The organism is Rhodohalobacter barkolensis, from assembly GCF_002834295.1.
In the GTDB taxonomy this organism is placed as follows: Bacteria; Bacteroidota; Rhodothermia; order Balneolales; family Balneolaceae; genus Rhodohalobacter; species Rhodohalobacter barkolensis.
In genome coordinates this window covers 640,067-652,678 of sequence record NZ_PISP01000001.1, presented here as the reverse complement: position 1 = coordinate 652,678, position 12,612 = coordinate 640,067, and the positions used below count along the sequence as shown (strand labels likewise).

Sequence of the window (12,612 nt, the reverse complement as noted above, 5' to 3'; positions counted from 1 at the left end):
GATGCTATATCGATCTATTTTTTTTACCGGTCTGATTTTCCTGTTTTTCGTTGATATCGGAATTTCACAAAATAGGGATTTTCAATCTGCCAACCGGCTGATGCAGCAACAGAATTATGAAGAAGCCATTCCAATTTTGTCTGAACTACATGAACAAAATCCTTCATCTTATGTTTACTTTGATCGCTTGATTGATGCATTGATCAACGTCAATAATTTGAATCGAGCAGAAGAGATAGTTCAAAAACAGATCGAACGCGGCTTCGTAACACTTCAGGCAAAAGGTAAACTCGGTGAAATTCAGCATATGAAAGGAAATCGAGACAAAGCTATCGAGATCTGGAGTGAAGCAATTGAAAATAATTCTCAAAACATACAGGCTTACTACACAATTGCATCATCGATGAACAATCGCAGGGAATATGATGAGGCCATTAAAACCTATCGTCAAGCTCAGGAGATCCATAACAATCAAACTCTCTTCCTTAACGAACTCGCCAATACCTATATGCAGGCCGGGCGATTTGATGAATCTGTAAGTGAGTATTATCGGTTAATCCTTGAATCTCCCCGTCAAATGGCTATTGTTCAGCAGCGGTTTTTCCAAATGCAAGACAATAATCTATATGAGATTGCCTCTTTTGAGCTGGAGGATTTAATGATGGATCTTTCTACATCTCATGAAGCCTATGCCGAGCTTTATCAACTTTTAAGCTGGCTCCTACTTGAAACGGAAGAGTATGAACGCGCGTATAATTTCGCTCGCTTTTATGAAGAAGAGACGTCATACACTGTATATTCACTGTTCTCACTGGGTAACCGTTTTCTCTCTGCCAAACAGTTTCCTTTTGCGGAAAATGCTTATAAGTATTACAACGAAAGTACAAATTTAACCACTCGTTATCGTTCTTTTGATGAGCTTAGCAACACGTACCTGCAGTGGGCTCAGTATGCCGAACAGAACAACCTCGTACCGGCAGATTCTATTCGTGTACTCTATCAAAAATCTTATGACACCTCAGAGGAGTTGATTGACCAAGATTCTGATTATCAACAGATAAACAGAGTTTTAGCCCGTTTGGTTGATTTGTCTCTGGATATTTTTAAAGATCCGGAAGATGCCGAAAAATGGTTTTCAAAATTACAGCAAAATGCAGGATCCGATGATCCATACACTCTTTATGCCGAAGGAAGAATTTCCATCTTCAATAACAACTTTAGCAGAGCCCGCCAGCAATTGGCACGGGCTGACCGCGCAACCGATCAATCCGACCTCTCCGAAAAAGTTCGATATTTCTCCGCCCTTTCTGACTTTTTTGCGGGTGACTCCGAGTTTGCAGAAATACAGCTGAGATCGCTGGAACGTAGAAATTCATCTTATTATGCAAATGATGCGATTAAACTTCGTATATGGATTCAGGATGGATTGCGAGCAGATACAACAGGTTCCGTATTAGATAGTCTGGGCGAAGGAATGTTTTCTCTTCATACCGGGAATTTCAATAACGCCTTAGAAATTTTGGAGCCTATTTGGGATAACCCCAGAAATCCATTTGCGGATGATTTATCTGTCGAATTGACCTCAACACTGCCCGAAGATTTTACAGCGTTCAAACTTCAACTTCTCAACCGGCAAATTGAAACGAATTCACAAACTCCCCTGCTCGAACGGCTGATGTGGGATCGTGCTCTGCTGGTTGAACAGATTGTAAATGGAAGAATTGTTATCAACAGGAATTTATCTGCGGAGGATAAATTTTTCAGTTCAGATGTAAAAACTGAGTTTACACGAGATGAATCCGAGGAGTTTTTTGAAGATCTTGTAATCTCTTTTCCTGATGGTTTTTACGCTTCGTATGCACGAGAAAAATTACAACAGTTTCAAAATGGATATTTGCAATGAGATCCAAGTTTACAGCTTTATTATTACTTCTATTTTTGGGTTCAGGTTTCTTTCATCTGCAAGCCCAGAATCGTGTTTTAATTCCAATGGATGGTTCACAAACCAATCACCTGAAAGCTTATGGAATTATTTTTAATCATCTGAATGAAGGCGAAACCGGACAATGGTTGCTGAACTACCGAGGCGGTAGTTTTTTAACAACCGAAACTCAGGATATTATTCGAAAGAGCAGGATCAGAAATGTTAAGGTTGAAGTAATTACTGAGTCTCAGGCAGCACAAATCATCGGTGAAGTGGAAAATCCTGGAGTAAACATGTCGGCTGTTAATCTTGAAGCTGCCCCAAAAATAGCGGTCTACTCTCCTCCCGGTTCACTTCCTTGGGATGATGCGGTTACCCTGGTACTTGACTATGCTGAAATTCCTTACGACACAGTTTACGACCGACAAGTACTTTCAGGTGAACTGGCTGATTATGATTGGCTGCATCTCCATCACGAAGATTTTACAGGGCAGTTTGGGAAGTTCTGGGGTATGTACCAAAATGCTCCGTGGTATATCACTCAGGTTCAGGATAAACAGGAGCTGGCAACTGAGTTGGGTTACGAAAAAGTTAGCCAGCTAAAACTGGATATCGTACATGAAATACGTGACTTTGTTGGAAATGGCGGGTTTATGTTTGCGATGTGTTCGGCAACGGACACTTTTGATATTTCATTGGCTGCCGAAGGATTAGACATTATTCCAAGAGAAATCGATGGGGACCCGATTGATAACGATGTGAATAACCGTCTCAATTTTAACGAAACCTTCGCATTCGAAGGATTTGAAGTTATAACCGACCCGTACGAGTATGAACACTCCACCATCGATATTGAAGTAGATTTAAACCGTATCAGCGAGAGTCTTGACTTTTTTACCCTGTTCGATTTTTCTGCCAAATGGGATCCGGTTCCTTCTATGCTTACACAAAATCACGTGAGCAGTATCCGCGGTTTTTATGGTCAGGCCACGGCTTTTCAGCGAGACAAAATTAAAAACAGTGCCGTCATTCTCGCCGAGTCGCCCGGACGTGATCAGGTGAAATATGTGCATGGCAACTACGGAAACGGAACCTTTACATTTTACGGAGGTCACGATCCTGAGGATTACACACATCGTGTTGGTGATCCTCCGACTGACCTGAGCCTTCATACCAATAGCCCCGGGTACCGATTGATCCTTAATAATATCCTGTTCCCCGCTGCAGAGAAGAAAAAGAAACAGACGTGATTCAAAATAGAGTTTGAAAACTCGTCTGACGAGCACTTTTGCCGTATACCTTAAACCGTAGAACATATACCGAATCCACACATCTCTCCCCTAACCTTCCTATCTTTGCATTCAATATCAATCTGACTCTTTATTCAACTGAAATACTGTAATACAGACTATGAAGCCATCTCGAAATTTTGAAGACCTGGTAGAACTTATTTCCATTTTAAGAAAAGAGTGCCCCTGGGATCGAAAACAGACTCACCACAGTATTAAAGACAACCTCATCGAAGAGGCCTATGAAGCTGTAGAAGCGATCGACAATAATGATATGGATGAGTTGAAAAAGGAACTTGGTGATCTGCTTCTTCACGTCGTTTTTCAAACCAAGATGGCCTCAGAAACCAAGCATTTTGAAATGGGTGACGTGATCTACAACATCTCGGAAAAACTGATTCGGCGCCATCCTCACGTATTTGGAAATACAGTGGCTGATGAGGAAAACCAGGTAGCCGCCAACTGGGAAGCCATTAAACTAAAAGAGGGTCGGGACTCTATTCTCGATGGCGTTCCTAAACATCTGCCCGGACTTATCAGAGCTCAGCGTATGCAGGAAAAAGCGGCAAATGTCGGTTTTGATTGGGCAGAGTGGAAACTCGCCTGGAATAAACTGAATGAAGAGATTGATGAATGGCGGGAAGCAGTAGCAAATCAAACGGCAAAGGAACAGCAGGATGAATTTGGGGATCTGCTTTTCAGTTTAGTCAATGTTGGACGACTGCTTGGATTGAATGCAGAAGATGCAATAAGAGGTGCAAATAGAAAATTTACCTATCGATTTCAGCATATCGAGAAAAGTTTAAAAGAGAGGGAAAGATCTATCGTAGATGCTTCATTGGAGGAGATGGATCAGCTATGGGAAGATGCAAAGAAAAATGAAGGGAGTTAACAGACTTTAACCTCTGAGACTGCTTCTAAAAGCGCTTACTTTTTTGTATTTTATTAGCATAAAAAAGAAAATTTCTGCGTGATAAAGAAGTTGACGCTCGCTGAACGATTTATATTCATAAAGGTTATCCATTCTTAGGAGACACGTTCAGTTTATTCAAGACTATTTGCAACCGCAGAGATAAAAATGTTAATTAAACAGGATAAATATAATGGCGCACCATAATCTGGATAATATCGATACAAGCGAATATCCACACATCAACAGGGGTTTAGACGGTATTGTAGCTTTTTCTACCACCAAGAGCTCAATTGACGGACAAAAAGGTGAACTCATCTATTCAGGGTATAATATTGATGTACTTGCAGAAAAGGCAACATTCGAAGAAGTATGCTTTCTGCTTTGGAATGACAGACTGCCAAACAAGTCTGAGCTTGATGAACTGAAAAATGAGTTGATTAGCCAACGTAATTTACCCAAGCCGGTTTTGGAGTATATCAAAACTACCAACAAAAACGCTGAGCCGATGGCGGTTCTCAGAACAGCTGTTTCCATGCTTTCAGATTTTGAAACAGAAAATTCCGGGGATAAAGCCAAAGACAGCCGGAAGCATGCGATTGCAATGACGGCTCAAATTCCAGCTATTATTGCTGCATTCGACAGATCTCGAAAAGGAAAAAAGATTGTTTCTCCTCTGAAGGAAGGAAGTACAGCTTATAATTTTCTATATATGCTAAACGGCGAGAAGCCGGGTGATGCAGCTGAGAAAACCATGGATCTCTGCCTTATACTTCATGCAGAACATGGAATGAACGCTTCAACTTTCACCGCCAGAACCATCTGTGCTACTGAATCTGACATGTTCTCAGCTGTTACAGGTGCTATTGGTGCGCTTAAAGGCCCACTACACGGTGGAGCAAATACCGCTGTAATGAATACTCTACTCGAGCTTGAAAAAGAAGGCGACAGCGCGGATGCCGTTGCGTTTACCAAGAAAAAGCTTGAGAACAAAGAAAAGATTATGGGTTTTGGTCACAGAGTGTACAAAACATTCGACCCGCGTGCCTTCCACCTAAGAAAAATGTCGAAAAAATTATCTGAAGAGACCGGACATGAAAAACTCTATGAGTGGTCTGAAGATATGATGAAAACCATGAAGGATGAGAAGGATATTGATCCTAATGTGGATTTCTTCTCAGCAACGGTTTACTACTCAATTGGTATTCAACCGGATCTTTTTACATGTATATTTACCATGAGTCGCGTAAGCGGATGGTCTGCTCACTACATTGAACAATCAGAGAATAATCGTCTGGTTCGTCCAAGAGCGCTCTACATAGGTGAGAAAAACCTGGAATGGACGCCTGTTGAAAAGAGATAATTTCTCTTCTCCTATTAACCTATTTAAACCCTGCCGGAACAATCCCGCAGGGTTTTTTTATGAAATTTTTTATCCTAAACAAAAAAACCCGACTCAATATTATTGAACCGGGTTTTTCTATATAGTGTTTAGAAAAATTACATCACGTCGTCAATGGGAGTGTATTCCATATCAAATGCATCTGCAACATATTTATAAACAATTTTTCCATCAGCTATGTTAAGTCCCATTCTCAGTTCAGGATCATCATTAATTGCTTTTTCCCAACCTTTGTTCGCTATCTGAACAGCGTAAGGAAGTGTTACATTGGTCAGTCCTAACGTTGAAGTGTAAGGAACAGCACCCGGCATGTTAGCTACACAGTAGTGAACAACGTCATCAACCATATAGATCGGCTCATCATGCGTAGTGGCTTTCGAAGTTTCGAAACATCCACCCTGATCAATGGCAACGTCAACCATAACCGTTCCGGGTCTCATCAGACTCAACATATCTTTGCTGATTAGGCTTGGCGCTTTAGCTCCGGGTATTAGTACAGCACCAATAATCAGGTCCGTTGTAGGAAGCAAGTTTCTGATATTTCCTTCCGTAGAAAAAAGTGTACGAACATTTTTCGGCATCACATCATCTAAATAGCGCAGCTTAGGAATATTTATATCCAGAATAGTTGTACTGGCCCCCATTCCTGCAGCAATTTTAGCGGCATTTACACCCACAATACCTCCACCGAGTACCAGTACGTTTGCAGGTGGCACTCCGGGAATACCTCCCATTAATACGCCTCGTCCGCCAAATGTTTTTTCGAGATATTTAGCACCTTCCTGAGCCGCCATACGTCCGGCAACCTCACTCATCGGAACAAGCAGAGGAAGGGATCCATCTTTTTTCTCAACAGTTTCGTATGCAATGGCTATACATTTCGATTCTTGAACGGCTTCAGTCAGTTCACGGCTGGCCGCAAAGTGAAAGTAGGTGAAGATAATCTGACCTTCACGCATCCTAGGGTATTCCTCTTTAATCGGTTCTTTTACTTTCATGATCATGCCGGCTTGTTTCCAAAGCTCTTCTACATCATCGATGATGGTTGCTCCATTACTTTCGTACATTTCGTCTGTAAAACCGCTTCCCAGACCTGCACCCTTTTCTACAAGAACCTGATGCCCGTTATTTATCAATTGATGAACTCCACCCGGTTGCAAAGAAACACGATTCTCAAGAGTTTTTATCTCTTTAGGAACTCCAATAATCATTATATCAATAGTTTTATTTGAACGTTTAAAAAGTCGCTATAAAGGTAGGAAACTTTCAGCAAAAGGCGAGAGGAAATCGTGTAAAAGAGAGCAAAACTGATTAGAAATCGGGAAATCTGCCAACGTTTTGAACGTCAAACAGATCAATACATTTCAAACCAGATTTATTTGTGTTAATGGGTTTAAAAATTACCGGCAATTTTTACTTTTTTGAAGGATCTTATTTGCCTTTTTTAAACCCTCTGAAGTCAACTCAATATGACCGTACAAGAAAGGACCTCCTATAGTTGATAAGATCAGAAAGTTTTTATCGCTCAAATACTCCAGATAGTTCTTTAATTCATTTCTATCCAATTCTAAATCTTGATTTAACTCTTCTACAGATATCCGGCTTTGATTGGATGATTCAGATAGTTTAAGCGCTTTTAAAAGAATGGATTCCATTTTATGATTAAAGTCTGACCCTATTAACATATCTAAGCTCATATAAATATATAATTCGTCCTAAAATGGACAATTGAGCTTATCGAATCTTTACCCCTATGTTAACAATTTGTTAAGCGGGGCATCAATCATACTTAACTTCTGTTAAGATCAATCCACATGCAGGAGCTGCAAATGCTTTTCTTTCAACGGGTTCATTACTTAACAGTACTTTAAAATCCTCTATTGATTTTTTTCCGGTGGCAACCTCCATCATACTACCAACCAAACGTCGTACCATATGACGTAAAAAACGATTCCCTTCAATATCAAACTGTAACATTTCATTATCACGCTTCCAGCTGCAGTTCAGAATGGTACAAATCGTGGTACCTATCTCTTCATCATTTGGAATACAGAAGTTGATAAAATCTCTCTCTCCTGTTATCATTTCCGCACACTTTTCAAGGATATTAAATTCCGGCTCCATAAAGTGTTCCCACGTAAATCTACGATTCAAAGGACTTGGTTCAACTGATATTTGATACCTGTAACTCCTGGATTGGGCATGGAATCGCGCATGAAAATCCTCATCTGCATCTTCAATTTTTTTTAGGGCCACATCTTTTGGCAGCAAGCCACGCATTGCATATTCAATACGCTCTTTTGAATATCGTTCGGGCAGATCCACATGGGCTGTTTGTGATAGAGCATGAACACCGGCATCCGTTCTTCCCTGACCAATGATGTTTATATCCTTTTGAAACATTTTAGAGAAAGCATACTCAATCTCCCCTTCTACCGTGCGCACATTGGGTTGCCTTTGCCATCCGCTGTAATCGGTACCTTCATATTCGAATGTGAGTTTATAACGGCTCATAAATCTGGGTGGGAAGAAATATTAAAATGTAAATGTAAACTTAGCAGCCACTCCGCTTAATTCAGATATCGATGGATCGATTTGATTGTTATGCCAAACCGGTAAGAGTGAAACAGATGTTCTGCTTAGATTACTGCTTTCATTATCATTCCGGACTCTGTTATAGGCACTGATTCCACTTATAATTCTGTTAACTACCATAATCCCTGCAAGACCGGGAATTTGGTTTCGGATTCGGTCTGCATCGGATCGCATGTCCCTGTACGTCGTTCGATCTTCTGCTGACGACCAGTTCCATCGATTATCCGGTGTATCTTCAATGAGCCGATTCCAGTTCCGCGTACGCAACTGATAGTCATTGTAGTCATTCAAAGAGTTAAAATCGGCAACGGCTAATCGAAACGATCTGTTTCTTGATGATAAATCAACTCCGGCTTTTAAATTTGCGAAGGTGAGAAAATCATTTTCCAGTCTGTTCGCTCTGATATTGAATCCAAAAATAGATCCCAACACAATTGCATCCGCTCCCAAATGTATGCCACCCCGAGTCGAATGGTTTTTACCTGCATAAAAATGTCCCCAGCCCGGAACGGCCAACGATCTTAAAAAAGCTCCTCGGGGTGATTTATCGTCAGTCTGATCTAATTGAGAAATTTGATCCATTCCATCACTGCCCGATTCAACCAGCTGAGCGGAAGAAGTAGTTACACCTGCTAAACCAAATAACAGGATCATAACGATAGATATTAAAATCAGACGGTATAAAAACATATTCAGGTTATGTCACATCATCAATCCGGATAGATCGATTTTTTAGCTGCCAGTAGTGTATTTTTCATCAACATGGCAACCGTCATGGGTCCTACACCGCCCGGAACCGGTGTAATCCAGCTAACCTTATCTTTGAGGCTCTCAAAATCACAATCACCCGCCAATTTATAACCTTTATCGCTGGTTTCATCAGCCACTCGATTTATTCCAACATCAATCACAACAGCTCCCTCTTTTACCATTTCAGCCTTGATCAAATTCGGTTGACCGGCGGCTACTACCAGAATATCCGCAGAGATTGTATGTGCTGTGATGTCTTTCGTAAACTTGTGGCAAATGGTAGTGGTTGCCTTACCGGATGAGTTCTCACGAGAAAGCATTATAGACATTGGTGTACCCACAATATTACTCGCCCCCACCACTACAGCATGTTTTCCCTTTGTGGGGATGCTATAATACTTGAAAAGTTCAAAAATACCTGCCGGGGTACACGATTTAAATGTTGGCTGATCGAGCGTTAAACGACCCACATTCATCGGGTGAAATCCATCCACATCTTTTCTATGATCAATACTCTCAATCACATCATGAGATGACAAATGAGACGGTAAAGGAAGCTGAACTAAAATTCCATCAATGGAATCGTCATTATTAAATTGAGTGACTACATTTTTCAGCTCTTTGGCCGATACGGTATCCGGTAAATGAGTGGTGTCCGTATCAATCCCAACCTCTTTACAAACTCGGGTTTTTGCTTTTATGTATGTTGAAGAAGCCGGGTCGTTTCCAACCTGTAAAACTTTCAAAAAAGGGCGCCTGTTACCGGCATTTACCCAATTATCGACATCTTCGCGAATTTGTTCTTTAAGTTCTGAGGCAACTTTTTTCCCATCAATCAGTTTTGCAGACATCTATCCTATCCCTTATTTAATCTATATTTCGAGCTTCAATTAACGTTCAATATCATATTTCTTCATCTTATTGTAGATGTGGCTTCTTCGAATATCAATCGCCTCAGCCGTAGCCGATACATTCCAGCCATATTTCTCAAGTTTTTTTACCAGAAAAAGTTTTTCGGCTTCCTCCTTAAAATCCTGGAATTTTTCCAGATCATTTATCAATTCAGAGACCGCCTTTTTCGAACTTTGATTCCCTACCACCAGTCGGCGGACATCATCACCTGTAATTTCATCTTCGGGCGAAAGTATTGCCAATCGTTCAATAACATTTTGAAGCTCACGAATATTACCTGACCAGGTCTGTTCTTTCAACACTTCGATGGCATCGTCTGTAAATGATTTTCCGGAAAACACGATTTCTTCTTCACCCAAGCGAGCCAGAAAGGTTTTCGCCAGCAGGGGGATATCTTCCCTTCTTTCCCGAAGCGGTGGTATGTGAATTGGAATTACACTTAACCGATGGTATAAATCCTCCCGGAAGCCTCCCTGCTCAATCTCGCTTCGAAGATCTTTATTTGTAGCTGAAATCACCCTTACATCCACTTCAATAGATTCGGAACCTCCAACCCGAGTAACCCTATTTTCCTGAAGGGCTCGCAGCACTTTTGCCTGAGCATCGGGGCTCATATCTCCAATTTCATCTAAAAAAAGTGTACCGCCATTCGCCTGTTCAAATTTACCGATCCTCTGTTTGATGGCACCGGTAAAAGCTCCTTTCTCGTGACCAAAAAGTTCACTTTCCAAAAGTTCTGAGGGAATCGCAGCGCAGTTTACATCAACAAAAGGTTTAGAAGCTCTTCTGCTTTGGCTGTGGATGGATCGTGCAACCAGTTCCTTTCCCGTACCATTTTCTCCAGTAATGAGTACGCGGCTGGACGTGGCAGCAATTTTTGATATGGTATCCTTAATTTTTTTGATCGGGGCACTTTCACCAATAATTTCGGAAACCCCGAGCAGTTCAGACTTAATCTGCTTGTTTTCACGAATGAGCTCACTGCTTTTTAAAGCGTTCCGCACAGTAACCAGTAACCTGTTCAGATCCGGTGGTTTTTCCAGGAAATCGTAGGCGCCTTTTTTTGTAGCGTCGACTGCAATTTTAATGGTGCCGTGTCCGGAAATCATAATAACCGGGAGTTCGGGCTCTGTATCTTTAATCTTCTCCAGAGTCTCCAGTCCGTCTATTCCTTTCATTTTGATATCCAGGATAACAAGATCTATCCTTCCACCGGAAACCTTTTTAAGAGCCTCATCACCACTTTCCGCCTCTTCTACGTCATATGATTCATATTCAAGTATATCCCTCAGAATATTCCTGATACTCTTTTCATCATCTGTAATTAAAATCCGCGGCTTTTTACTCATTCTCAGTAGTTATTGTAGAGATGTTCTAAAATTTTCTCGTGAACCCAGTCTACATGTCCTGTAGATGTTGTGTAATTATTTGTAGCAATGGTTACCGTCAGCTGCTGATCCGAGCCGGTTGTCAAGTAACCGCTTAACGTTCTTACACCCGACATAAAACCGGACTTTCCATAAAAATTTCTATTCACTGTACTGTTCCTGAATCGATGCCCTAACGTTCCATTGACACCGCCTACCGATAGCGATTCGTACATCGTATCGAACCAAGGTTTATTTTTAATAGAATTAAGATACTGATTTAAATCGGAAGCCCGAATCAGGGTAGCGGGTGCCATACCGGAAGCATCTCGAAGCCGTACTACAGAAGTATCAATACCGGTTTCGTGCATAAACTCTTTAATCACCTGTAAGCCAATTTCTGTGTTTCCCTGAGTATTATACACATGGTTCCCAACTTTTTTCGTCAGCATTTCTGCAAAAAGATTATCACTTTCACGATTCATCCAGGTCACCATTTTATGAAGCGGTTCAGATGTGTGAGTCGCCAGTACTTCCAAGCCTTCTGTACTCCAGCTATAGTAATCACTCTCTACAATTAATTGCCCTCTAACCCGTATACCGCTCCTGTCCAGATAGCGCGAAAAAGTATCAATAAAATAGGTTGATGGTGAGAGTACAGAAAGCGGCTCCGTCTCGTAATATCCCTGGGGCAATGTACTTCGCAACACAATAGTGTTGGTTCCCAATACTCTTCGGTACGATTCATTATATTTTGTACCGGCAGGTGTGATCGTTTGTTGGTTCAAAAACTCTACATACGATGTATTGAAAGGAAACCAGCGAATGGTGGGTTGAGAGCCAACAGCCCCATCAGCCACCACTTCCAGATCCACCACATTGAAGTTGAATGAAAGCGCACTGATTTCGGGTGCATAGTAATAGGACAGATCATCCCACTCCCATCCCTGCGGATAGGGTACGTCATCAAAAAGCCCATCGTAAGCAATAATACTGCCATCAATTTGTTCAATTCCAAGCGAATCAAGTACCTGAAACCACTCTTCAAAAAGAAATAGCGGATCGTCGTAAAACTCACCGTTAATGGAAGGATCGCCACTTCCCTCAATGATTAAGTCTCCTACCCAGCGATTGTCTATAACTTCTCCCCTTCCATAGAGATTTGTCGTAAATCGGTAATCCTTTCCAAGAACATCCAGAAATGCACCGGATGTAATTAACTTCAGGTTAGAGGCCGGTCGAATCAGTTTGTGGCCATTCAGTTCTTCTAAAACATTACCGAGGCTGTCTGAAACATGAATAGACCAGAATGCATCGTTTGCACGACTCCTGTCGATCAAAAAATCGACCTCAGATGAAATTTGTGCATAAGATATCAGAGGCCCTGAGAAAAGAAATGTGCTCAGCAGAAGTGCCTTGATGAGTGATCGTTTAAACAATCGAACAGATTCCATAGGCTATAG

Annotated in this window: 11 protein-coding genes; 4 read left to right on the top strand and 7 right to left on the bottom strand. The window is 41.3% G+C overall.

Annotated elements, in window-relative coordinates; all coding sequences use genetic code 11:
• The first annotated feature begins 1 nt into the window (after nt 1).
• The 4 genes from CWD77_RS02590 (at nt 2) to CWD77_RS02575 (ending at nt 5,486) form a co-directional block, all read left to right on the top strand.
• The gene (locus CWD77_RS02590; RefSeq protein ID WP_101071667.1) at nt 2–1,903 is read left to right on the top strand and encodes a tetratricopeptide repeat protein; all 1,902 of its coding nucleotides are present in this window, start codon (nt 2–4) and stop codon (nt 1,901–1,903) included.
• Nucleotides 1,900–3,174 (top strand): asparagine synthetase B, encoded by a 1,275-nt coding sequence (locus CWD77_RS02585; protein ID WP_101071666.1) that lies wholly within the window; start codon nt 1,900–1,902, stop codon nt 3,172–3,174. The genes CWD77_RS02590 and CWD77_RS02585 overlap by 4 nt, the downstream gene beginning before the upstream one ends.
• A gap of 160 nt (nt 3,175–3,334) precedes the next feature.
• Nucleotides 3,335–4,105 (top strand): nucleoside triphosphate pyrophosphohydrolase, encoded by a 771-nt coding sequence (mazG, locus tag CWD77_RS02580; protein ID WP_101071665.1) that lies wholly within the window; start codon nt 3,335–3,337, stop codon nt 4,103–4,105.
• A gap of 211 nt (nt 4,106–4,316) precedes the next feature.
• Nucleotides 4,317–5,486 carry a citrate/2-methylcitrate synthase gene (locus CWD77_RS02575; protein WP_101071664.1) on the top strand — a complete coding sequence of 390 codons (1,170 nt, stop codon included), beginning with the start codon at nt 4,317–4,319 and terminating at the stop codon, nt 5,484–5,486.
• Nucleotides 5,487–5,623: 137 nt separating this feature from the next.
• On the opposite strand, the gene ald is transcribed toward CWD77_RS02575, so the two are convergent.
• From ald to dacB, 7 genes are all read right to left on the bottom strand, one after another.
• Nucleotides 5,624–6,736 (bottom strand): alanine dehydrogenase, encoded by a 1,113-nt coding sequence (ald, locus tag CWD77_RS02570; RefSeq protein WP_101071663.1) that lies wholly within the window; start codon nt 6,734–6,736, stop codon nt 5,624–5,626.
• A 189-nt stretch (nt 6,737–6,925) separates the two neighbouring features.
• Nucleotides 6,926–7,222 carry a hypothetical protein gene (locus CWD77_RS02565; RefSeq protein WP_133120163.1) on the bottom strand — a complete coding sequence of 99 codons (297 nt, stop codon included), beginning with the start codon at nt 7,220–7,222 and terminating at the stop codon, nt 6,926–6,928.
• 82 nt (nt 7,223–7,304) lie between these two features.
• Nucleotides 7,305–8,039, bottom strand: a complete 735-nt coding sequence (gene truA / locus CWD77_RS02560) for a tRNA pseudouridine(38-40) synthase TruA (RefSeq protein WP_101071661.1) — start codon at nt 8,037–8,039, stop codon at nt 7,305–7,307.
• A gap of 21 nt (nt 8,040–8,060) precedes the next feature.
• Nucleotides 8,061–8,774, bottom strand: a complete 714-nt coding sequence (locus tag CWD77_RS02555; protein WP_206017929.1) for a hypothetical protein — start codon at nt 8,772–8,774, stop codon at nt 8,061–8,063.
• A 56-nt stretch (nt 8,775–8,830) separates the two neighbouring features.
• Complete coding sequence (gene folD, locus CWD77_RS02550) at nt 8,831–9,721, bottom strand: bifunctional methylenetetrahydrofolate dehydrogenase/methenyltetrahydrofolate cyclohydrolase FolD (RefSeq protein ID WP_101071660.1); 891 nt, start codon at nt 9,719–9,721, stop codon at nt 8,831–8,833.
• A 39-nt stretch (nt 9,722–9,760) separates the two neighbouring features.
• Nucleotides 9,761–11,131: a sigma-54-dependent transcriptional regulator gene (locus CWD77_RS02545; protein ID WP_101071659.1), complete on the bottom strand. Its 1,371-nt coding sequence runs from the start codon at nt 11,129–11,131 to the stop codon at nt 9,761–9,763.
• A gap of 2 nt (nt 11,132–11,133) precedes the next feature.
• Nucleotides 11,134–12,603 carry a D-alanyl-D-alanine carboxypeptidase/D-alanyl-D-alanine endopeptidase gene (gene dacB / locus CWD77_RS02540; protein ID WP_101071658.1) on the bottom strand — a complete coding sequence of 490 codons (1,470 nt, stop codon included), beginning with the start codon at nt 12,601–12,603 and terminating at the stop codon, nt 11,134–11,136.
• Nucleotides 12,604–12,612 lie beyond the last annotated feature (9 nt).

Excerpts from the sequence above, each read along its gene's own strand:
- CWD77_RS02590 (WP_101071667.1), top strand. The coding sequence starts at position 2 with ATGCTATATCGATCTATTTTTTTTACCGGTCTGATTTTCCTGTTTTTC.
- CWD77_RS02585 (WP_101071666.1), top strand. The coding sequence starts at position 1,900 with ATGAGATCCAAGTTTACAGCTTTATTATTACTTCTATTTTTGGGTTCA.
- mazG (WP_101071665.1), top strand. The coding sequence starts at position 3,335 with ATGAAGCCATCTCGAAATTTTGAAGACCTGGTAGAACTTATTTCCATT.
- CWD77_RS02575 (WP_101071664.1), top strand. The coding sequence starts at position 4,317 with ATGGCGCACCATAATCTGGATAATATCGATACAAGCGAATATCCACAC.
- ald (WP_101071663.1), bottom strand. The coding sequence starts at position 6,736 with ATGATTATTGGAGTTCCTAAAGAGATAAAAACTCTTGAGAATCGTGTT.
- CWD77_RS02565 (WP_133120163.1), bottom strand. The coding sequence starts at position 7,222 with ATGAGCTTAGATATGTTAATAGGGTCAGACTTTAATCATAAAATGGAA.
- truA (WP_101071661.1), bottom strand. The coding sequence starts at position 8,039 with ATGAGCCGTTATAAACTCACATTCGAATATGAAGGTACCGATTACAGC.
- CWD77_RS02555 (WP_206017929.1), bottom strand. The coding sequence starts at position 8,774 with ATGATCCTGTTATTTGGTTTAGCAGGTGTAACTACTTCTTCCGCTCAG.
- folD (WP_101071660.1), bottom strand. The coding sequence starts at position 9,721 with ATGTCTGCAAAACTGATTGATGGGAAAAAAGTTGCCTCAGAACTTAAA.
- CWD77_RS02545 (WP_101071659.1), bottom strand. The coding sequence starts at position 11,131 with ATGAGTAAAAAGCCGCGGATTTTAATTACAGATGATGAAAAGAGTATC.
- dacB (WP_101071658.1), bottom strand. The coding sequence starts at position 12,603 with ATGGAATCTGTTCGATTGTTTAAACGATCACTCATCAAGGCACTTCTG.